General features: G+C 54.0%; 22 protein-coding genes. 16 read left to right on the top strand and 6 right to left on the bottom strand.

Annotated features, from left to right (window positions below; translation table 11 throughout):
- Positions 1-4 precede the first annotated feature (4 nt).
- Genes KNP80_RS04960 through KNP80_RS04950 form a run of 3 tightly spaced genes read right to left on the bottom strand, consistent with a single transcriptional unit; the run spans position 5 to position 2,050 of the window.
- Positions 5-355, bottom strand: coding sequence for a hypothetical protein (locus KNP80_RS04960; protein WP_214833950.1), 351 nt, complete (start codon positions 353-355; stop codon positions 5-7).
- Positions 352-1,197 carry a DegV family protein gene (locus KNP80_RS04955; RefSeq protein ID WP_214719237.1) on the bottom strand — a complete coding sequence of 282 codons (846 nt, stop codon included), beginning with the start codon at positions 1,195-1,197 and terminating at the stop codon, positions 352-354. The genes KNP80_RS04960 and KNP80_RS04955 overlap by 4 nt, the downstream gene beginning before the upstream one ends.
- Before the next feature lie 4 nt (positions 1,198-1,201).
- Positions 1,202-2,050 carry a lipoate--protein ligase family protein gene (locus KNP80_RS04950; protein ID WP_214719239.1) on the bottom strand — a complete coding sequence of 283 codons (849 nt, stop codon included), beginning with the start codon at positions 2,048-2,050 and terminating at the stop codon, positions 1,202-1,204.
- A gap of 100 nt (positions 2,051-2,150) precedes the next feature.
- Here KNP80_RS04950 and KNP80_RS04945 point away from each other — a divergent pair, with 100 nt between their 5' ends.
- Both KNP80_RS04945 and KNP80_RS04940 read left to right on the top strand, forming a co-directional pair.
- Positions 2,151-3,446, top strand: a complete 1,296-nt coding sequence (locus tag KNP80_RS04945) for an HD domain-containing protein (protein WP_214719241.1) — start codon at positions 2,151-2,153, stop codon at positions 3,444-3,446.
- A gap of 23 nt (positions 3,447-3,469) precedes the next feature.
- Positions 3,470-5,056 carry a Na/Pi cotransporter family protein gene (locus tag KNP80_RS04940; RefSeq protein ID WP_214719243.1) on the top strand — a complete coding sequence of 529 codons (1,587 nt, stop codon included), beginning with the start codon at positions 3,470-3,472 and terminating at the stop codon, positions 5,054-5,056.
- A gap of 40 nt (positions 5,057-5,096) precedes the next feature.
- Here KNP80_RS04940 and KNP80_RS04935 read toward each other — a convergent pair whose 3' ends face one another.
- Complete coding sequence (locus KNP80_RS04935) at positions 5,097-5,285, bottom strand: 2-hydroxymuconate tautomerase (protein WP_012727443.1); 189 nt, start codon at positions 5,283-5,285, stop codon at positions 5,097-5,099.
- Between the two features lie 164 nt (positions 5,286-5,449).
- On the opposite strand from KNP80_RS04935, the gene ypfJ reads away from it, so the two are divergent.
- From ypfJ to KNP80_RS04890, 9 genes are all read left to right on the top strand, one after another.
- Positions 5,450-6,307, top strand: a complete 858-nt coding sequence (gene ypfJ / locus KNP80_RS04930; RefSeq protein ID WP_214719245.1) for a KPN_02809 family neutral zinc metallopeptidase — start codon at positions 5,450-5,452, stop codon at positions 6,305-6,307.
- A 108-nt stretch (positions 6,308-6,415) separates the two neighbouring features.
- Entirely contained in the window at positions 6,416-7,264 is an 849-nt protein-coding gene (locus KNP80_RS04925) for a MurR/RpiR family transcriptional regulator (RefSeq protein WP_214719248.1), read from the top strand.
- Positions 7,261-7,716, top strand: coding sequence for a GNAT family N-acetyltransferase (locus KNP80_RS04920; RefSeq protein WP_214719249.1), 456 nt, complete (start codon positions 7,261-7,263; stop codon positions 7,714-7,716). The genes KNP80_RS04925 and KNP80_RS04920 overlap by 4 nt, the downstream gene beginning before the upstream one ends.
- Before the next feature lie 170 nt (positions 7,717-7,886).
- A complete protein-coding gene (gene murQ, locus KNP80_RS04915; protein ID WP_256442315.1) occupies positions 7,887-8,780 on the top strand; it encodes an N-acetylmuramic acid 6-phosphate etherase in 894 nt (297 codons plus the stop codon).
- Between the two features lie 12 nt (positions 8,781-8,792).
- Entirely contained in the window at positions 8,793-10,166 is a 1,374-nt protein-coding gene (locus KNP80_RS04910; RefSeq protein ID WP_029594632.1) for a PTS transporter subunit EIIC, read from the top strand.
- Between the two features lie 54 nt (positions 10,167-10,220).
- Positions 10,221-11,273, top strand: a complete 1,053-nt coding sequence (locus tag KNP80_RS04905; RefSeq protein ID WP_214719251.1) for a DUF871 domain-containing protein — start codon at positions 10,221-10,223, stop codon at positions 11,271-11,273.
- Between the two features lie 57 nt (positions 11,274-11,330).
- A complete protein-coding gene (locus KNP80_RS04900) occupies positions 11,331-11,834 on the top strand; it encodes a YwhD family protein (protein ID WP_021066061.1) in 504 nt (167 codons plus the stop codon).
- A gap of 158 nt (positions 11,835-11,992) precedes the next feature.
- A complete protein-coding gene (locus KNP80_RS04895; RefSeq protein WP_214833947.1) occupies positions 11,993-13,255 on the top strand; it encodes a dicarboxylate/amino acid:cation symporter in 1,263 nt (420 codons plus the stop codon).
- 61 nt (positions 13,256-13,316) lie between these two features.
- The gene (locus KNP80_RS04890; RefSeq protein ID WP_214833944.1) at positions 13,317-13,850 is read left to right on the top strand and encodes a TVP38/TMEM64 family protein; all 534 of its coding nucleotides are present in this window, start codon (positions 13,317-13,319) and stop codon (positions 13,848-13,850) included.
- Here the strand turns inward: KNP80_RS04890 and cls are convergent.
- Positions 13,826-15,349 (bottom strand): cardiolipin synthase, encoded by a 1,524-nt coding sequence (cls, locus tag KNP80_RS04885; RefSeq protein WP_353047972.1) that lies wholly within the window; start codon positions 15,347-15,349, stop codon positions 13,826-13,828. The two genes, KNP80_RS04890 and cls, sit on opposite strands and share 25 nt — an antisense overlap.
- Positions 15,350-15,487: 138 nt before the next feature.
- Between cls and KNP80_RS04880 the strand changes: the two genes are divergently transcribed.
- Positions 15,488-15,628 carry a hypothetical protein gene (locus KNP80_RS04880; protein ID WP_021066065.1) on the top strand — a complete coding sequence of 47 codons (141 nt, stop codon included), beginning with the start codon at positions 15,488-15,490 and terminating at the stop codon, positions 15,626-15,628.
- 39 nt (positions 15,629-15,667) lie between these two features.
- Here KNP80_RS04880 and KNP80_RS04875 read toward each other — a convergent pair whose 3' ends face one another.
- Positions 15,668-16,588: an EAL domain-containing protein gene (locus tag KNP80_RS04875; RefSeq protein ID WP_251132334.1), complete on the bottom strand. Its 921-nt coding sequence runs from the start codon at positions 16,586-16,588 to the stop codon at positions 15,668-15,670.
- A gap of 205 nt (positions 16,589-16,793) precedes the next feature.
- On the opposite strand from KNP80_RS04875, the gene speE reads away from it, so the two are divergent.
- The 4 genes from speE to KNP80_RS04855 all read left to right on the top strand — a co-directional run bounded on the left by speE (position 16,794) and on the right by KNP80_RS04855 (position 20,026).
- On the top strand, positions 16,794-17,633 hold the full coding sequence (speE, locus tag KNP80_RS04870) for a polyamine aminopropyltransferase (RefSeq protein ID WP_029594637.1): 840 nt from the start codon (positions 16,794-16,796) through the stop codon (positions 17,631-17,633).
- The gene (gene speB / locus KNP80_RS04865; protein ID WP_214719267.1) at positions 17,630-18,511 is read left to right on the top strand and encodes an agmatinase; all 882 of its coding nucleotides are present in this window, start codon (positions 17,630-17,632) and stop codon (positions 18,509-18,511) included. Before speE ends, speB begins: the two co-directional genes overlap by 4 nt.
- Before the next feature lie 2 nt (positions 18,512-18,513).
- Positions 18,514-18,882, top strand: coding sequence for a Na-translocating system protein MpsC family protein (locus KNP80_RS04860; protein WP_021066069.1), 369 nt, complete (start codon positions 18,514-18,516; stop codon positions 18,880-18,882).
- Positions 18,883-19,075: 193 nt separating this feature from the next.
- Positions 19,076-20,026 (top strand): sodium-dependent bicarbonate transport family permease, encoded by a 951-nt coding sequence (locus tag KNP80_RS04855; RefSeq protein ID WP_214833938.1) that lies wholly within the window; start codon positions 19,076-19,078, stop codon positions 20,024-20,026.
- Positions 20,027-20,179 lie beyond the last annotated feature (153 nt).

Raw genomic sequence — 20,179 nt, 5'->3', positions numbered from 1 at the left:
TTTGTCATTTGAATAACGTATCAAGGATGGCGTAGTTGACGGTTTTGAACTCGCGGTCACGGAGACCGTGTCCTTGTTCCAAATTAAAACTGTAAACGACATGCATGACACCATCGCGTCGTTTGATAAAAAAGTCGTACATGATGTCCGGTTCATCAACTAACGTGACATGGAACATGGTACCGAATTGAGTAATACTGGCATGCGATGAATAAGACGAATCAGAAAGTGCATGATGTTCCTGCAAATAATTCTGAAGAAACCTTCGTTTATTGGCTTCATCGATTTGAAACAATGCATATGCTCCAATAATCAGGAGTAATCCGATTGTGAGCCAAACGCGTCGTTTCTTCACGCCTCAAAATAGCCGACGACGAGAAGGCCTGGGCCTGTGTGCGCCCCGATGGCCGAACCGACAATCGTCTTCGTGACGCTCGCCGGGTTCACATGTTCCTGTAACAACGCCTCGAATTGGTCGGCTTTGACTGGATCATCGCCGTGGCCGATGAAGACGTGCCCACCCTCGACGAGCGGTTTCGACTCGGTCATCCATTCGACGATGCGGCGTAACACTTTCTTGTGACCGCGCACCTTCTCGATTGGGACGAGCTTGCCGTCTTCGACTGTCAAAAGCGGTAGAATCGTCAACAAATCCCCGATGAACGCGCTCGCTTTTGAGACACGACCGCCGCGCATCAAATATTCAAGCGATTCGACCGTGAACAAATGCCGGATTTTGCCGACGAGCGACGTAGCGTAGGCGACCGTCTCTTCATACGTATGGTCTTGACCATACTCGGCGACCGTCTTGACGAACAGTCCTTGGCCGACGGACGCGGCACGCGTATCAAGAATATGGAACGTGCTGTTCGGGTATTCTTCTTTAAGTAGGTTGCCGACCATGACGGCCGTCTGATAGGTGCCTGAAAGCTCACCGGAGAAGGCGAGGTACAGGAACGGGATTTCCGATTCGAGATGTTGACGGAAACATTGTTCGAGGCGGGCCGCCTCGATTTGGAACGTCTTCGGCGTCTTCCCGGCACGCATCGCGTCGTACACGTCTTTTGGTTGAATCGTCTCACCGTCTAAAAATTCGTCGTTGTCGATGACGACACCGAGCGGTAGCATTTCGAGACCGTACTCGACGATCTGGTCTTGGGTCAAATCGGCGCCGGTATCGGTTATGATTTTAAACATGCGGTCACTCCTCTATTAATTGTTGTTCAATCTCACGGATCGGTTCATTGCGCTTCCACATCCGGTCGAGCTGGGTCACGAGCGTCGCCTGCTCTTCCGCATCGAGAGTGCCAGGTACGAGCCGGCTCACGTCACTAAGGACGGTGTAGGCGCGGCGCAACACGTCATCGACGGTGAGCGGGATACCAAGCAAGTCCTCGAGTGACGCCATCGTCTCAGGGACGATGGCCGGGTAGGTGAACTTTGTCGCTTCGCCTTGGATGGCGCGCTCATAAAAATCACGGATGAGGGCGGCGCGTTCGCTCCCGCTCTTGCGAACGCTCAAATAAATTTGGACGGCGACACCGCCACGGACACGGCGCTGTGAGATGCCCGCGAACTTCTTGCCACCGATGGATAAGTCGAAACTGCCGGGGCAGTAAGACCCAACGATTTCGCCAGCGACAATGTCTGTCGTCACGTCTTGAAACATGAGTTGGATGAGCGACGTCATCGCCTCGTAGCCGCTATCGATTTGAATCCCGTCTTTCTCGGGTAAAATCAAAGATAAGTTCAACACGTCCGCGTCTAAGACGACGGCCAGTCCTCCTGAATTGCGGACGACAGGACGGAAGCCGTGTTCATGAAGCAAACGGATGCCATCTGCCAAGTGGGGCAGACGGGCGTCTTGAATCCCGAGCACGACCGTGTTTAGATGAACCCAGGCCCGCAGGACGGCACCTGACGTCGCGGTCGAGGCACAGAGCGTATCGTCCGTCGCGAACGATTGCTCGGCTTGGAACGCCGAACCGAGCGAAGATTGGTCAATGACACGGTAGGTCGGTTGTCGTAATAATGGATGGGTCATATACATAATTCCTTTTCAATAAATAATCTCCTTCCCATTATAACATGGGAGGAACCACGCGCTAGAAGTCGAATCCAATCATTAATGAAACGTAGGGGGCAACGTCATGTATACGTCACGAGGTCAATTGTCAGGATCGAAAGTGTTCAAAGATCCGGTTCATCGATATATATACGTCTATGATCATCTCGTCTGGGAATTGATCAATACGAAAGAGTTTCAACGGTTACGTCGCATCAAGCAGCTCGGGACGTCGTTTTTGACGTTCCACGGGGCCGAGCATACGCGTTTCCATCATTCGCTCGGCGTCTACGAAATCGCCCGACAGCTAATCGATCAGTTCCATGAGTATCCGGAGTGGGATGACCGCAACCGGGAGTTGTTGCTCGCGGCGGCGCTGCTGCACGATGTCGGACACGGTCCGTTCTCGCACGCGTTCGAGCACGTCTTCGCCGTCCGTCACGAGGTGTGGACCGAACGCATCATCCTCGGGGACACGGAAGTGAACAAAGTGCTGTCCGAGATGGGGGGCGGCTTCCCGGAAGAAGTGGCGGCCATCATCAATAAGACACACCCGAACCGACTGCTCGTCAATATCCTCAGTTCGCAACTCGACGTCGATCGGATGGACTATCTGCTCCGTGACGCCCATTTCGCCGGTGTCAGTTACGGTAAGTTCGACCTTGAGCGCATGCTTCGGGTGTTGCGTCCCGATGAGGACCAAGTCGTAGTCAAACAGTCGGGCATGCATACGATTGAGGACTATATCATGCGGCGCTATCAAATGTATTGGCAAGTCTATTTGCACCCGGCGACGCGGTCGAGCGACCTGTTGCTCAAAGCCGTGCTCGAGCGGGCGCAAGAGCTGTACGAGTCGGGCTACGCCTTCGAGATGACGCCGAAGCATTTCTTGCCGATTTTCAATCATGAGGACATGACGCTCGAGCATTACTTGAAGCTCGATGAGACGATCGTCTATTTCTATTTCCAAGAATGGATGGACGAGGCGGACCCGATTTTGGCCGATCTCGCGAGCCGGTTCGTCAACCGCCGCCTGTTGAAGTATAAGAATTTCCCGGAAGCGAACCGCGTCCGCTACATGGACCGCTTGCGTTCGACGATGGAGTCAATCGGGTTGCCGACCCGCTACTACTTACTCGAGGACCAGCTCAGTCAACTGCCGTACGACTTGTATAAAGGGCATGGCAAATACGAAGGCATCTACCTGCAAATGAACGACGGCGACCGTCGCGAAATCTCAGAAGTATCGATGCTCGTCCAATCGATTTTGAACTCGCGCCAGTCAGACGAGAAAATCTATTATCCTGAGGACGTGCTCCTCAATTTGAAAGATTACGCGTCAGAAAAAACATGGATGTTGTCAACGTTACGGGGAGAGTGAATCGTTGAAAAGGAAGTGACACCATGGGAGTTGGCACATTGGTCGGCGGGGTCGGGATTTTCTTGCTCGGGATGATGCTGTTGACGGATACGTTGAAAAACATGGCCGGGGAAAGGCTCCGGCAACGCTTGAACCTGTTGGCAGAGGGACCGGTTTCAGGTGCGTTTCTCGGGGCTACAATGACGACACTCTTCCAGTCGTCGACCGTGACGACGCTCATGACGATCAGTTTCGTCAGCGCCGGTCTGTTGACGTTCACCCAAGCGCTCACACTCGTCATCGGAGCGAACGCGGGCAGCGCGACGACCGGATGGATTGTGGCGCTCTTAGGTTATAACGTGGATATTCGCGAACTGTTGCTCCCGCTCATCGGGGTCGGTATGACGCTACGTTTGATCGGACGGCGCGTCAAGCGCATCGGTATGCTCATGGTCGGACTCGGTCTGATTTTCGTTGGCATCGGGACACTTCAAGAGGCGATGCGCGACGTCGTCACGTTCTCATTCGCCGGTTGGGAAGCGGACACACCGTTGCATCAACTCGCACTGCTTGGGACAGGATTACTGATGACCGTCCTATTACAGTCCTCGAGCATTGGTCTCGTCTTGACGATGACGGCGCTCGCGACCGATACGGTGACGCTCGCCCAAGCCTGTCTGCTCGTGCTTGGACAAAGCGCCGGGACGAGTCTCGTCGTCGCCATCGGGTCGATTGGAGGCTGGAAGTCGGCCCGCCGCATCGTCTTGGCGCACGTGCTCGTCCACGGCTCGATTTTACTCATCGGCTGGCTGACGTTCCCGCTCTTGTTCGGTGTCGTGAACGGTGTGGCCGATCGCCTCAATTGGAACGAACTGTTGCGGCTCGCCTTGTTCCACACCTCGTTCCATTTGCTCGGGGTGTTCACGTTCCTGCCGTTCCATCAGGCGTTCAGTCGTCAGTTGCTCAAGTGGATCCCGAGCCGGGCGGAAAAGCTGACCCGGTTCCTCGACCCGAATATGGCCCGCATCCCGACGGTCGCGCTCGAGGCGGCCCGGCGCTCGTTGATTGAGATTGAGCGCTATTTGGCCAAAGAGACGCAACTGTTGCTGAACGAGGCACGTAAACGCGACGACGAGCTTCAACTCGTCGAGAAGACGCTCGGCGACGTCCGTGTCTTTTTGAGCACGATTCAATTGGAAGAAGGGCGAGGACGCAACGACTACGGCCAACATCTGTCGCTGCTCCATACAATCGACCACTTGGAGCGGTGGCTGTTCGTCATGCGTGAAGTCGACCCGGTCGACGCGCTCCGCGATACGGACTTCCTGGTCGCGCGTCAGCTCGTCTTGCATGAACTCGACATGGTCGAGACGCTTAACCATCACACGCCCCCGGAAGAGTCGCGTCAGTGGAAGACGGCCTCGAAACAGCTCGCTGAATATCGAAAAGCGCATCGGGCCGAACTGCTCGAGGAGACGGCGGCGAATCAGCTCGAGATGGACCAGACGATTCAAAAAGTCCAGGCGCTCCTCTGGCTCGACCGGATTGGCTATCATATTTGGCGAGCGACGCGTCACCTCATTAAACCGACCGTCCCGAGCGAGCGGTTTGAAGTGAATCTGGAAGATTGAAAAACGACCGCCCTCCGAGATGGAAGGGCGGTCGCTGTGTTTACTTCTTATCTGCGTGCATGACGCCGGCTTGGCCGTAGTGCGTCGCGTCCATCTCTTCGATGAAGACGGTGATGTTTTCTTTCGGGGCGTTCGTCGTCTCGGAGACGGCGTCTGTCACCTTTTCAATCAACGCACGTTTTTGTTCGACCGTGCGACCTGGGAGCATTTTAACCGTTACGTATGGCATCACATTTCCTCCTTTTAGTTCGTTCCCTTTCATTCTAGTGAAAGGTGAGGCAAGTGGAAAGCAGAAAATCGATTGGGCGGACGGTACAAATAAAAAATGCAGGTGCGAAATATGTGAAAACGGGGTAAGGAACAAGACAGACTAGTCGTAGGAGGAACAGGCGGATGAAATGGAAGGGTAGACAAGCAAGTCGAAACGTCGAGGATCGACGGGGGCAACGTGTCGGAGGGAAAGGCATCGCAGGAATCGGTGGGGGCTTTGGTCTCATCTTGGTCATCGTCTTCACACTGCTCAACGGGGGCAATCCGGGCGATATCGTCAACAACATCGGACTCGGAGAACCGGAACAGTCCTCTGGAGCGTATGAAGGCTCGGCGCGGGAAGAAGAGATGGCCGACTTCGTGTCGGTCGTGCTAAGGGATACCGAAGAAGTGTGGACCGATATTTTTGCGGAGAACGGATTGACGTATCGGGAGCCGACGCTCGTCATCTATAAAGATCAAGTCGAATCGGCGTGCGGGATTGCCGGATCGGCTGTCGGACCGTTCTACTGTCCGGGTGATCAGAAGTTGTATATCGATTTGAGTTTCTATGATGACCTGAGTCAACAGTTCAATGCACCGGGTGACTTCGCGATGGCGTACGTCGTCGCCCACGAGGTCGGTCACCACGTCCAGACGTTGCTCGGCACGACGGACGAGATTATGCCGCTCCGAAACGAGATGAGTGAGACACAGTTCAACAAATATTTGGTCCGCTTCGAACTCCAGGCCGATTATTATGCAGGCGTTTGGGCCCACCACGCTCAAGGGATGGGTTACCTCGAGTCCGGCGACGTCGAAGAGGCGATGAATGCGGCGCACCAAATCGGGGATGACACCCTTCAGAAACAGGCGCGCGGCTATGTGACGCCGGATTCGTTCACGCACGGGACGTCCGAACAACGGAAACGTTGGTTCGATAAAGGGTTCCAAAACGGGACGATTCAAGGCGGCGATACGTTCAACGCTAAAAACTTATAACCATGAGGTCAAGCGATGGCTTGACCTTTTTCCATGTCCAAGTTGGCTTGTGAAGAAAGAATCCGCTATCATGGAAACAGAAACTAGAAGTAGGAAGGGGATGACCCGATGGAATCCTTACTCAAAAAAATCGAATTCGCCAAAAGCGAGATGACGTCCGTGGAGAAAAAAATCGCCGATTATATTTTATCCCACTCGACGCTCGTTCCGAATATGACGACGAAAGAGCTCGCTCAAAAGACGGACGTGTCCGAGGCGAGTATCGTTCGCTTTGCGCGTGTCGTCGGAATCGATAGCTTCAAGGCGTTCAAACTCGCCCTCGTCAAAGACTTGGCGATCACCGAGACGACGCTCACCGATTTCAACGTGTTGCAGCAGAAAGACACACCTTACGATTCGTTTCAAAAAGTCATCCATGTGAACAAAATGGCCATCGAGGCATGTGCCGAGGCGATGGACAAGCGTGAGCTCGAGCATGCGATCGATACGTTCGCCCGAGCGAACCGGGTCGTGTTTTATGGGGTCGGCGGTTCGTCGACGGCCGCCTATGACGCGCAATATAAATTCACAAAGCTCGGCTATGCGGCCCAGACATCGCAAGATTTCCATTACATGTTGTCTCTCATTCCGCATCTCGGCCCGAACGACGTTTTCGTCGCCATCAGTACGTCGGGTCGGACGAAAGACGTACTCGAACTCGTCCGCTTCGCCAAGAAAAGAGGGGTGCCGGTCGTCGCCATCACGGACCTCGATAAATCTCCGCTCTATCGAGAAGCGGATGTCCGACTATGCACGCCGAGCGTCGAACGTGATTTCCGGATTGCGAGCATCGCTTCACGGATGACACAGTTGACGATTATCGACACACTTTATATGGGGCTGTTGCACCGAAAAGGCGAGGGATTGATTGATCGCTACGCCGAGGCACGTGACGAGATGGTGAAGTTGCGCCGATGATTCACGTCTATGACCCAACGTGGCGCGATGCGGTGGCGGCGTTCCTCTTACAACAACGGTCGTTCGCGGAATTGAACGGACAGGCGCCCGAAACGTTCCGCGATGAAAACGTGGCCGATTTTGAGACGGAGGAGACCGTCAGCCTCGTCTTTGAGGACGGGGACGTCATCGCCGTCGCCGACTTGTTGAAGCAACACCCGGTCGACGGCTCGCTTTGGCTCGGTCTGTTCGTCGTCGATGAACGGCTGCACGGCACCGGGATTGCGACGCGGTTGTATGAACATCTCGAACAAACATATATGCGTCCGTTCCAGACGGTGTTCCGACTCGGGGTGTTACCTCACAATGAGCGGGCGCGTCGCTTTTGGGAACGGCAAGGCTACGTCTATGAAAAAGATTCCATCACGGCACGCGGCGATCACGTCCACGTGTTGAAAAAAGTCATCAGCTAAAGCGCTCGGTCCAATAGGGCCGGGCGTTTTCCATACATGTATACATGTATACAAATTTACATGCATACACGTATACGCTTGACCTATAATGAAATTTTATTTCCTTATTTTTTTAAATAAGTTTGACTTTTAATTTCAAGTTAGTACAATAAAATTAGAGAGAAGAAAGGATGGTGGCGATGTTAGACAAACTGGCTACTGAAAGACGAAATGAACGAACGATGCACTTGGACGAGATGGCGGTCGAGGAGTTCCTTGCAGTGATGAATGAGGAAGATCAATCGGTCCCACACGTCATTCAAGAAGAACTGTCGGTCATTGCCGAAGTGACGAAGCGTGCCATCGCATCCTTCAAACAAGGCGGACGTTTGATTTACATCGGCGCAGGGACGAGCGGACGGCTCGGAATCTTAGACGCGGCGGAATGTGTGCCGACGTTTGGCGTGTCACCGGACATGGTCGTCGGACTCATCGCAGGTGGCGAACGGGCGTTGATTAAAGCGGTCGAGGGAGCAGAGGATAGCAAGGATTTGGCGGTCAATGATTTGAAAGCGCTTCACTTGAATGCGTTCGACACCGTCATCGGGATTGCCGCGAGCGGACGGACACCGTACGTCATCGGCGGACTCGATTACGCCCGCGAGGTCGGCGCGACGACAGCCGCGCTATCGTGTAACAAAGGTTCAAAAATCAGCGAACACGCCGAGTTCAAAATCGAAGTCGAGACGGGACCAGAAGTATTGACCGGATCGACCCGATTGAAAGCAGGGACGGCGCAAAAACTCGTCCTCAACATGATCTCGACGGCGTCGATGATTGGGGTAGGGAAAGTGTATCAAAACTTGATGGTCGACGTGCAGCCGACGAACGAAAAGTTGGAAGTGCGGGCCAAACGGATGATTGCGGAAGCGACAGGGGTCGACGAACAGACGGCCGCGCGTTATTTCGATTCATCCGGTGGTCACGTCAAGACGGCGATTGTCATGATTTTAGCCGACGTCCCGCATGCGGAGGCAGTCGAGCGATTAGAGCGTGCGAACGGATTCGTCCGTGACGCATTATAAGGGGGATTCGAGATGAAGAAAGAAGAGGTTCTTGCACATGCGATATTAGAGCATGTCGGGGGGAAAGATAACATTCGTCAACTCGCGCACTGTATGACACGTGTGCGTTTAGCGCTCAAAGATCCGACGAAAGCGGATCTCACTGCATTGAAACAAATCGATGGTGTCATGGGTGTCATCGATGACGAGACGTTGCAAATCGTCGTTGGCCCGGGGACGGTCAACCGCGTGGCGGACCATCTCAGTCGTGAGACGGGGCTCGCCATCGGGGAAGAGTCGGTCGATGCGAATTTGACGCCGGACGAACGGGCGGCCATCGAACGTCAAAAAGTGAAAGACAAACAGAAGTCGCCGTTCAAGCGCTTCTTGCGTCGCTTAGGGAACATCTTTATTCCGCTCATTCCAGGGCTTGTCGCTTCAGGTATCATTAACGGGGGAGCCAACTTCGCGAAGAACGCCGGCGTTGACCCGACCGAGACGTGGATGCAAATCCTCTTATTGCTCGGTAGCACAGTGTTCGCGTATCTCGCCATCCTCGTCGGTTGGAACACGGCCAAAGAGTTCGGCGGGACGCCGGTACTCGGTGCCATCGCCGGGGGGATTCTCTTCAACCCGGTGCTCGCGGACATCACGATTTATGGGGAACCGCTCGTTGTCGGGCGGGGTGGACTGTTCGGGGTCATCTTTGCCGCTTGGCTCATGACGTACATCGAGAAACACGTTCGTCGCTTCATGCCGACGGCGGTCGATATCATCTTTACACCGCTTCTCACGGTCCTCGTCGTCGGTTTCACGGCGCTCTATGCAATCATGCCGGTCGCAGGCATCTTGTCAGACGGGATCATGCAAGGGTTGAACGCCGTGCTTGAAGTCGGTGGACCGGTAGCAGGGGCTGTCCTTGCTGGATTCTTCTTGCCGCTCGTCATGGTCGGGTTGCACCACGGACTCACACCGATTCACTTGGAATTGCTCAACACGGTCGGTAACACGGCACTCTTGCCAATCCTGGCGATGGCTGGGGCTGGACAAGTCGGGGCGGCGCTCGCGATTTTCGTGAAGACACGCAACCAACGTCTTCGTAACATCATTAAAGGGGCCATCCCGGTCGGATTCCTTGGAATCGGCGAGCCGCTCCTTTACGGGGTCACACTCCCGCTTGGCCGTCCGTTCCTGACGGCTTGTATGGGGGCCGCGGTCGGCGGTGCCTTCCAAGCGACGATGAAGACGGCAGCACTCGGGATTGGGGTCTCGGGTCTCTCGCTTACGCCGCTCATCGATAACGGCATGTACTTGACGTACATCGCAGGTCTTGTCATTTCGTATACGGCTGGCTTCATCTTCACGTATTTCTTCGGCTTCAAAGAAGAAATGGCAGACGGGATTTAACAACTGAGGCGGCTCTTTGGAGTCGCCTTTTCATTTGATGAGGAGGAATTTCTGATGAAGGGATTATCGGTTTATTTGAGCGAACCGCTCACACCGCAGTTCAAGATATGGGTCGGACGCATGCGCGAGATTGGCTTCACCTCGATGTTCACGTCACTGCATATCCCCGAGGACGACACGTCGGTGTATGCGGAACGGCTTCGTGACCTCGGGACGCTCGCACGAGAACTCGACATGGAACTGTTTGCGGATATCGCACCGACGTCGCTCGCCGCGCTCGGCAAGACGTGGGACGATGCCCATACACTTCTCGATTGGGGCGTGACGGGGCTGCGCGTCGATTACGGCGTGACGCCGAAACAAGTCGCCGACTTGTCGACCCGAATGACGGTCGCCTTGAACGCGAGCACGCTGTCTGAAGCGGAACTCATAGAGATGAAGCAACACGGCCTCGTGACGGACAACGTCGAGGCGTGGCACAACTTCTATCCGCGCCCGGAGACGGGGCTCGATCGTAACTGGTTCGATGCCAAGAACGATTGGCTGAAGCGGCAAGGGTTGAGCGTCCAGGCGTTCATCCCTGGTGACGGGACACTCCGAGGACCGCTGTTCGAACGGCTGCCGACGCTCGAGGACCATCGCCTGTTGTCGACGTTCGCCTGCTACATGGACCTCATGGATTCAGTCGATCGCATCTTAATCGGCGACCCGGGACTCACCGATGAGACGATTGAACAGTTCGCCTCACACGCCGACAAAATGCTCGTTCTTCGGGCCGAAGCGGAGACGACGATTGAGGCCGCCTTCTATCGCGTCCAGACGAACCGGATGGACCCGGCACGTGACGTCGTCCGTTCGGTCGAATCGAGGGGCTATGGACGTCCGGGGGACCGCTTGTTCGAGCCGATGGCAGCAAGACCGCGTCCGCTCGGAACGATCACGGTCGATAATGCGAAGTACGGGCGCTATGCCGGTGAGCTGCAAATCACAAAACGCGATTTGGTGGCAGACGATCGGATCAACGTCCTTGGGCGCGTCATCGAGGCAGACCGGCCGCTCATCCAATCGATCGGACCGGGCACGAAGTTTCGAATCGAGTGGTGTTGACGTTCCGGATTGCCACATTCCCTCGTCTTTGTGTACAGTAGAGAGGGAGGGAATGCCATGAAAGAGATTAATTTTAACATCGTCGCTGACGATTCGACCGATGGCCACGGCGGTTTTGGGGTCGGTTCGCTCAGTTTGAACAATATGTCTCCCGTCATCATCGATGTCGAGGCGGGGACCGCGGTCATCGATATGGGGGCCATGCATGCCAAATCGGCGATCGAGAAACGCATCAAATTTTTGACGGATCCAGAAGCGGTGCCGAACGGAAAACCGTATTGGATCGTCTGGGTCACGGTCGGACGAAAGCCAGAAGGATTCTATTACGGCGGTGTCGCAGCTTGTGACATGTCGATTGACCTCGAGGCACGGCGCGGCTATAAACTGTTGCCGTATCACGTCAACCAGATGGACAAGTCGCTCAAAGGCCGCATCTTGATTGACATGATGGATGCACCGTCACGCGACGTGCTCGCTGCCTTTTTGAAAGAACATCGTCCTGAAATCTGGGAACAATCGACCGAACTTCAAACCGAGCTTGAGCGTTTGAGCGCCGAGTGAAAAGATTGGACCGTTTCGGTCTCCAATCTTTTTTGTTTTCATGTGCTCCGATTTGGGAACATGAATTTGTTATGATGTTGTGATTTCACCGTAATTGTATGAATATTCAGCATTATGCTATAATAAACGCACTTGTGTAAAAGAGAAAGGGTGACACGATGAGTGAAACTAAGAAAATTATGATTGGGCTACTGTTGGGGGTAGCCGTCGGTTTAGCATTAGCAGGATTACCGGGCAATATTTATGATATGGCCAATACGTATGTCCTCTCGCCAGTCGGAACCGTATTTTTGAACTTAATTAAAATGTTAGTCGTCCCGATCGTCTTCTTCTCGATCATTCTTGGTGTCATGGGTCTCGGTGACCCGAAAGAACTCGGTCGTGTCGGAACGAAATCATTGATCTTCTTCTTGACGACGACGGCGCTCGCTATCGTCTTGGCGATGGGTGTCGCTTATGTCATCCAACCAGGAGAACGTGGAGATTTCCCGACGACGGGATTAGAGTTTGATGCGTCAGGTTCGGAAGAATCTTCGAATATCGTGCAGACGTTCGTCAACATGATTCCAACGAACCCGGTTCAAGCACTTGCCGAAGGCAATATGCTTCAAATTATCGTCTTCGCGGCACTCATCGGATTCGCGATGATTGCGCTCGGTGAAAAAGCGCGCACATGGCGCCGATTCGTCAAACAAGGTGACCGCATCATGATGTACTTGATTCATTTGGTCATGAAACTTGCGCCGTACGGTGCGTTCGCTTTGATCGCCTCAGCCATCGGTGGCATTGGATTAGAGGCTGTCCAAGCGATGGCATGGTATATGATTGCCGTCGTCTTGACGTTGGCGCTCCATTCAGTCATCGTCTATGGCGGTGCAGTGGCGTTGCTCGGGAAAATGAATCCCGTCTTCTTCTTTAAAAACTTCTATGAGGCGATGACGTTCGCATTCTCGACGTCTTCATCGAATGCGACACTCCCGGTGTCGATGGAAGTGGCTCAAACGAAACTCGGTGTCCCGCGCTCGATTTCGTCGTTCGTCCAACCGCTCGGTGCGACGGTCAACATGGACGGAACGGCCATCATGCAAGGGGTCGCAACGATTTTCATCGCGCAAGTGTTCAATGCTGATTTGACGATGACAGAGCTCTTGACGGTCGTCATCACAGCGGTACTCGCCTCAATCGGGACGGCGGGCGTACCAGGTGTCGGACTTGTCATGCTCGCGCTCGTTTTACAATCCGTCAACTTACCGGTCGAAGGGATTGCCCTGATCATCGGTGTCGACCGGATCCTCGATATGCTCCGGACGTCGGTCAACATTACAGGTGACGCCGCTTGTGCGGTCGTCGTCTCGAAACTCGAAGAGAAACATCTTCCTCCAGTCGACGAAGACTCGTGGGATGAAGTGGACGCAAAATAACCTAAAGGCTGACCCGGTTCATACCGGGCCAGCCTTTTCAAATGAAGTGAGGTTTTAATGAATGGAATGGGAAGTTCTGCCAATCCCGCTGTTTGTCGTGGTCAGCATCATCTTAAACAGCATCATCGCCATCGCGGGCGTGTTGCCGAGCGCCTTTTTGACGGCACTGAACGTTCAACTGCTAGGATTTGGACCAGGGGTCGCCGTCTCCATCGTCGGTGAGGCCGTCGGCGCCGTGCTCAGCTTTATCCTGTATCGGCAGGCACTCCATCGCTACACATCACCGGACGGAAAGCGGCTGCGGCGTCTCCGTGAAGCCGAAGGGGTCGAGGCTTGGTTCCTCGTCCTCGGGCTCCGGCTGTTACCGATCGTGCCGTCTGGTCTCGTCACGCTGTCGGCTGCATTTAGCAGGATGTCGCTCCCCTCGTTCGCTGTAGCGAGCACGATTGGAAAAGTACCGGCGCTATTGATTGAGGCGCTTGCCGTCACGGCCGTCCTGACCGTGGCGAGCGGGTGGCAACTCGTTCTCATCGCCGTACTCGCCGTGCTGTACGCCGTGTGGCGTTTGTCTCAGAGAAGCGGCGAGAAGATATGACAGAACGCTTCGACGAAGCGTTTGCCGTTCGATTTCTTACGCATCATCGACCAGTCGACGAGAATCGATTCATCGAAGTCGTTCAAGAACGCTTCGTGCAACTCTTGAATGGATGACGTCTCGAACTGGGCGATCGTCATCTCATGGTTCAAATACATGCTCCGAAAATCAAAGTTAGCCGTCCCGACGAGCGCAATTTTGCCATCGATGAGGACGGTTTTTGCGTGGATAAAATGACGATTGTATTTATAAATCCGGATGTTCCGTTTGAGCAATTGCTCAAAATAATACTCGGTCGCATGGAAACTGAACCATTCGTCTCCTTTTCCGGGGACGACGATTCGGACGTCGATGCCGCGCTTGCCGGCGACTTCTAACAGCGCGAGCATTTCGGGAGGCGGAATCAAGTAAGGGGTCGTCATCCAAATCGATTCCTTCGCCTGCATCAACAGAGCCATGAGCCCGTCTCGAATCGTCACGTCTTTCCCTGGTGATGTGACGAGCAGTTGCGTCGCCCCGTTTTCTTGTTGCGGCTCATCGATAAAGTATTCCGGTAAGTGTTTGCTGTCGGCAAACAAGGCCCACGTCTCTTTGTCTTCCTCATGACCGGCATACAGCCAATTCTCGACGAACAGGCGCTGCAATTCCCGGACGAGCGGCCCTTCGAGACGCAGATGGGTATCGCGCCAAAATCCGAGCTTTTTATGTTTGCCCAAATATTCATCTCCGACGTTCAGGCCACCCGTGTAAGCGATTCGTCCATCGATGACGATCAACTTCTGATGATTGCGGAAGTTGGCATTAAAGACGAGGAGCGGGTGGACGACCGGGTCGAACGCCTCGACGTGGACACGGGACTCGCGGAGTGGTTCGAGAAACGCTTCGCTAATCTCTTGACTGCCGAGGCCGTCATACAAGAGGCGGACGGTGACGTTCTCGTTGGATCGCTTGATGAGAGCGTCACGAATCTTGAGCGAGATTTCATCGGTCCGGAACAGATAATACTGGACGTGGATATGATGGGTCGCTTGCTCGATATCTTTAATCACTGCATCGAATTTTTGCTCGCCATTGACGAGTAGTTTCGTCGACGTGTGGCCGTCCGCGCCGGTCGCCCCGAGTTTTTCGAGCGTGCGCGTGAGCGGATAACGATCGGATACGTCATTGGAAGTCTCGACGCGTTCCTCTTCAATCGCTTGGCGGAACATACGAATCTCGGCCGAGGTCCGTTTGATCCGACGGTGACGTCGCGGTGTCCTTCCGAATAGTACCCAGGCGAGGGCGCCGAGGAACGGGATGAACAGGACGGCGAGTAGCCAAGCGAGCTTGGCCTGCGGTTGGACCTGGTCGAATAAAATATGCCAGCCGACGAGGAGCGGCGCCACGATCGCGAGACCAATCAGGAATGGGATCAATCCGTCCACGGAGTAGAGGACGAGGAGAAGGAGGAGGCCGAGTACAATCATGGTGAGGAGTTGCCAGACGCGTCGTTTCAACACGTACACCTTCTTTCTGTTCAGTTGTCATCACTGAATTCATTCCACCGTTTACACATTGTTAATCTAAAATTACGTTTCACGATATGGGCGAAGGGAATTATCGTAACTGTACGACACAACGTAAAAGGGGTGTTAGCGATGAAGAAGAAAGGTGCATTGGCCGCGTCGCTCTTGGCGACAGGCATCATTCTCGGGGCTTGCGGAGGAGCAGACGAAGAACCGATGAACAATGAAGATACAGAAATGCAAGAAGATATGGATGAAGAAGAAGACGATTAAAAAAACGGCCTAGAGCGGATGCTCTAGGCCTTCATTGCGTCAAAGCGAATACGGGGACGGTTTGCCAAAGTAATAGCCTTGGGCGAGGTCGAAGCCGAGTTCACGACAGACGTCGACTTCTTCGGCGCGTTCGATGCCTTCGGCCAGAATCGTGATGTCCATCGATTTGGTCAATTGACGTACATTTTTCAAGAATGCCCGTTTTTCGGCGTCTTGATCGCAAAACGAGATGTACGACCGGTCGATTTTGACATAGTCTGGTTCGAGGCGTTTCAACATATCGAGCGTCGAGAAACCGGCCCCGACATCGTCGAGGGCGACTTTCATGCCGCGCTTCTTATATGTAGAGAACACGTGCTGCAAGTGGGCCACGTCTTGTACTTTTTCCGTCTCGACGACTTCAAAGATGAAACGGTCGGGACTGAGCCCGTATTGATCGATAATCTCGAACGTGTGTTGCAGACAATAGTCCGGGTTATAAATCGTCGACGGCAAGAAGTTGATGAACGTCTTTTCGTGCGGGGCGACGGCATGATAGGTCGCTTTAATGGCCTCGGCGCGAGCGCGCTGGTCAAGCTTGGAATGCAGGCCGAAACGGTTGGCCGCGCGGAACAGTTCTCCGGGAGAGACGTTATTGCGACTGCGGAGTAACGCTTCGTAACCGAATCGTTCACCGGTATCGAGATGGACGATTGGTTGCAGATGGCTCTCGAATTCACCGTGTTGAATGAGTTCGATCGTATCGCGGTTGGCAATCTGTTCGAGCAGATTGCTGGCCGAGATGATTGCGGTTTGCCGTTTCGTCACTTGATCGACGCAATAGACGTCCTCTTCGACGGTGGAAAGGTGTGCGGTTAATTCATCTAACGATTCATACGGATGGAAAGTGTCGTTGACGACGACAAGGCCTCGTTCAAAAAATGGGATGTTTGTAGAGCAGGCAGTACACGGAGACCACATAAGATCCCTCCTTTCGAATGATTAAAGTACTCTCTCTATACTTTATCGGATAAAACTCACATAAAACTCACATGGCAGGACAAATAAATAAAAAAATCGTGCAAATTGCGGGTAGTTTTTGTATACTTCCTATCGTATGAATAAGAAGCGCCTCAAAACGCCACTCGCATACGAACAACTTTTTAATCAGAAAGGGGTTCTATCGATGGACCAAAAATTAAAATTATGGTTTACGGAGCACCAGACAGAAGATTACGGAATCACGTTCCGTGTAAACCACGTTTATGAGAGCGAACAAACGGAGTTTCAACGACTAGAAATGGTCGAAACGGACGAGTTCGGAACAATGTTGTTACTTGACGGAATGGTCATGACGACGGATAAGGACGAATTCGTCTATCACGAGATGGTGGCTCACGTCCCACTCTTCACGCACCCGAATCCGAAGCATGTGCTTGTAGTCGGCGGTGGAGACGGCGGCGTCATCCGTGAGATTATGAAACACCCATCAGTCGAAAAAGCAGTTCTCGTCGACATCGACGGGAAAGTCATTGAATATTCGAAGAAATACTTACCAAATATCGCAGGCGAACTCGACAACCCACGCGTTGAAGTCATCGTCGGCGACGGCTTCATGCATATCGCCGAGTCTGAGAACGAGTACGACGTCATCATGGTCGACTCGACAGAACCAGTCGGCCCAGCGGCCAACTTGTTCACGAAAGGATTCTACGCCGGAATCTCGAGAGCGCTCAAAGCCGATGGAATCTTCGTCGCGCAGACGGACAACCCATGGTTCACGCCAGAGCTCATCCAGACAGTCCAACGTGACGTGAAAGAAATCTTCCCGATCACGAAGCTCTACACAGCGAACGTACCGACGTACCCAAGCGGCATGTGGACATTCACAATCGGTTCGAAGCAGTATGACCCGGAAGCAGTGGCTCCGGAGCGTTTCCACGACATCGAGACGAAGTACTACACGCCGAAGCTTCACAATGCAGCATTCGTCCTTCCTAAATTCGTGGAGGACTTGACGAAATGATTAAACGTTTCGATGAAGCCTATTCAGGCAAAGTGTTTATCGCGAGCCTGCCAGAAGTCGCAGATGCGAAGACGGTCCTTTACGGGATGCCGATGGACTGGACGGTCAGTTTCCGTCCAGGATCACGTTTCGGTCCGAACCGAATCCGTGAAGTCTCAATCGGGCTTGAAGAGTACAGCCCGTATTTGGACGGAGATTTGAGTGAAGCCGCCGTCTATGACGCTGGTGACATCCCGCTTCCGTTCGGGAATGCTCAGAAGTCGCTCGACATGATCGAGTCGTTCGTCAAGGACGTCATTCAAGCAGGCAAGTTCCCACTAGGTATGGGTGGGGAACACCTCGTCACTTGGCCGGTCATCAAGGCGATGCATGATCAATACGGCGACGATTTCGTCATTCTTCACTTCGATGCGCACACGGACCTCCGTGACGAATACGAAGGCGAGCCGTTGTCGCACTCGACACCACTCAAAAAAGCGGCCAACTTGATTGGGCCATCGAACTGCTACTCGTTCGGAATTCGTTCTGGGATGAAAGAAGAGTTCGACTGGGTCAAAGAAGTCGGCTATAACATGTATAAATATGAAGTGATCGAACCGCTCAAACGTGTGTTGCCGACGCTCGCCGGGAAGAAAGTGTACGTCACGATCGATATCGACGTCCTCGACCCATCTTCTGCACCGGGAACGGGAACGCAAGAGATCGGTGGCATCACGACGAAAGAATTGCTTGAAGCGGTCCACGCCATCGCGAACGCTGACGTCGACGTCATCGGGGCCGACCTCGTCGAAGTGTCACCGGCGTACGATCAGTCGGACATGACGGCCATCGCCGCCGCGAAGATTCTTCGCGAGATGATGATCGGGTTCGTGAAGTAACGATGCCGAAAAAAGGTCAGCTCGAGATGGAGCTGAGTGCTCGCATCACCCAATGGGAGAAAGAGTATCTCGGACGCGGTTCCTTGACGTGTAAAGCAGATTTGCTCCGCGACCTGGCGATCGTGACGCTCCAAGGCGTCTTGACCCCGGCCGAGTACGAACTGGCCGCCAAATCGGCCGGACGCGAGCAATTGAAGAAGTACCGCAACAACCTCGTCGAATCCGGTCGGCCTCAGCTCGAGGCCATCGTGCACGACGTACTCGGGCGGCGACTCGTCTCGCTCCATACGGACATCAGCACGAAGACAGGGGAACGCCTCATCGTCTTTCGACTCGATGCACCGTGGGAGAACGGGATTGACAAGCCGTGACGACGTTTTTACACTAGAAGCAGAGACGGTTCAGGATGGGTGGTGTCCGCGAGACATCCCCTTCGTCCTGACCCGGAGCTGACCAACTACACATCCGACAGTTGTCGGCTAGACGGAGCGAACATGTTCGAGCCGTCGGCATGCAGCGCACACCTTTCTTTGGTGTGCGCTTTTGTCGTCTAGGAGGAAATGTATGGAACTATTGACGTTTTTATTGACGAGCGCCCCGGTGCTCCTATTCGTGACCGGTGTGATCGCTGCTCTCGGAAAATCGAATTTACGAATCCCGGAGTCGCTCAGCATCACGCTCAACTTGTACTTACTGCTCGCCATCGGTTTGAAAGGGGGAATCGGTCTCGCCTCGGTGTCGATGGACGAGTTGGCGCTCCCGCTAGCAGTGACGCTCGTCGTCGGCATCATCTTGCCGCTCGTCGCCTTTGGAATCGGCTCGCTACTCAAATTCACGTTCCCGGAACGGATCGCCATGGCGGCCACGTTCGGCTCGGTCTCGCTCGTGACATATGTCGCCGCGACGGCCCAACTCGAACGTCTCGGTATCGTCTATGAACCGTTCATGACGACGCTCGTCGTCGTGCTCGAGATTCCGGGTCTTGTCGTCGCGCTGTTGCTATACAATCAGAGCCGGGTCCTCGGGATCACGGCGGCCCCGACTCAATCGTTCACGGTCATCCGCGACAGTCTGCTCTCGAAGAGCATCCTGCTGTTGTTGGCCGGTCTCGTCGTCGGAATCGTCACACCGGATACATCAGCGCTCGAACCGTTTTTCATCGACTTGTTCCCGGGCGTCTTGCTCTTGTTCCTGCTCAGCCTAGGCGTCAAGGTCGGTCATCAGTTGAAGGCGGTGCCGTCCTATGGCCTCAAGTTTTTAGTCATCGGCATGACGTTTCCGCTCGTCGGGGCCGTCATCGGTTACATCGCGGCCGGGATGGCCGGACTGTCGGACGGGGGGACGATTCTCTTCATGACGCTCGCCGCGAGCGGGTCATATATCGCCGCCCCGGCCATGCTTCAGGCGTCGGTGCCCGAAGCGGAACCGTCGTTTTATTTGACGCTCGCCCTCGCCGTCACGTTCCCGTTCAATCTGCTCGTCGGCATCCCGCTATTCATTTCAATCGTCACCTGAAAACAGGCCCGTTCTCACGAGTTGAGTGGGCTAACCTAAATTTTTGAGACAATATAAAAACACCTTCGCAGTGGTACACTTTAAAAAAGTGCTAGCATCGGAGGTGTTTTTGCGTGGGCAAAAACGTATATTCAAGTGAAGTGAAATGGGCAG

Source organism: Exiguobacterium sp. E4787 (assembly GCF_018618375.1).
In the GTDB taxonomy this organism is placed as follows: domain Bacteria; phylum Bacillota; class Bacilli; order Exiguobacteriales; family Exiguobacteriaceae; genus Exiguobacterium; species Exiguobacterium chiriqhucha.
This window is presented reverse-complemented; position numbering and strand designations above follow the sequence as displayed.

Bases quoted from the DNA above. Each gene is read 5' to 3' on its own strand.
- KNP80_RS04955 (WP_214719237.1), bottom strand. From the start codon at position 1,197: ATGTTTAAAATCATAACCGATACCGGCGCCGATTTGACCCAAGACCAG.
- KNP80_RS04950 (WP_214719239.1), bottom strand. From the start codon at position 2,050: ATGTATATGACCCATCCATTATTACGACAACCGACCTACCGTGTCATT.
- KNP80_RS04945 (WP_214719241.1), top strand. From the start codon at position 2,151: ATGTATACGTCACGAGGTCAATTGTCAGGATCGAAAGTGTTCAAAGAT.
- KNP80_RS04940 (WP_214719243.1), top strand. From the start codon at position 3,470: ATGGGAGTTGGCACATTGGTCGGCGGGGTCGGGATTTTCTTGCTCGGG.
- KNP80_RS04935 (WP_012727443.1), bottom strand. From the start codon at position 5,285: ATGCCATACGTAACGGTTAAAATGCTCCCAGGTCGCACGGTCGAACAA.
- ypfJ (WP_214719245.1), top strand. From the start codon at position 5,450: ATGAAATGGAAGGGTAGACAAGCAAGTCGAAACGTCGAGGATCGACGG.
- KNP80_RS04925 (WP_214719248.1), top strand. From the start codon at position 6,416: ATGGAATCCTTACTCAAAAAAATCGAATTCGCCAAAAGCGAGATGACG.
- KNP80_RS04920 (WP_214719249.1), top strand. From the start codon at position 7,261: ATGATTCACGTCTATGACCCAACGTGGCGCGATGCGGTGGCGGCGTTC.
- murQ (WP_256442315.1), top strand. From the start codon at position 7,887: ATGGTGGCGATGTTAGACAAACTGGCTACTGAAAGACGAAATGAACGA.
- KNP80_RS04910 (WP_029594632.1), top strand. From the start codon at position 8,793: ATGAAGAAAGAAGAGGTTCTTGCACATGCGATATTAGAGCATGTCGGG.
- KNP80_RS04905 (WP_214719251.1), top strand. From the start codon at position 10,221: ATGAAGGGATTATCGGTTTATTTGAGCGAACCGCTCACACCGCAGTTC.
- KNP80_RS04900 (WP_021066061.1), top strand. From the start codon at position 11,331: ATGAAAGAGATTAATTTTAACATCGTCGCTGACGATTCGACCGATGGC.
- KNP80_RS04895 (WP_214833947.1), top strand. From the start codon at position 11,993: ATGAGTGAAACTAAGAAAATTATGATTGGGCTACTGTTGGGGGTAGCC.
- KNP80_RS04890 (WP_214833944.1), top strand. From the start codon at position 13,317: ATGGAATGGGAAGTTCTGCCAATCCCGCTGTTTGTCGTGGTCAGCATC.
- KNP80_RS04880 (WP_021066065.1), top strand. From the start codon at position 15,488: ATGAAGAAGAAAGGTGCATTGGCCGCGTCGCTCTTGGCGACAGGCATC.
- KNP80_RS04875 (WP_251132334.1), bottom strand. From the start codon at position 16,588: ATGTGGTCTCCGTGTACTGCCTGCTCTACAAACATCCCATTTTTTGAA.
- speE (WP_029594637.1), top strand. From the start codon at position 16,794: ATGGACCAAAAATTAAAATTATGGTTTACGGAGCACCAGACAGAAGAT.
- speB (WP_214719267.1), top strand. From the start codon at position 17,630: ATGATTAAACGTTTCGATGAAGCCTATTCAGGCAAAGTGTTTATCGCG.
- KNP80_RS04860 (WP_021066069.1), top strand. From the start codon at position 18,514: ATGCCGAAAAAAGGTCAGCTCGAGATGGAGCTGAGTGCTCGCATCACC.
- KNP80_RS04855 (WP_214833938.1), top strand. From the start codon at position 19,076: ATGGAACTATTGACGTTTTTATTGACGAGCGCCCCGGTGCTCCTATTC.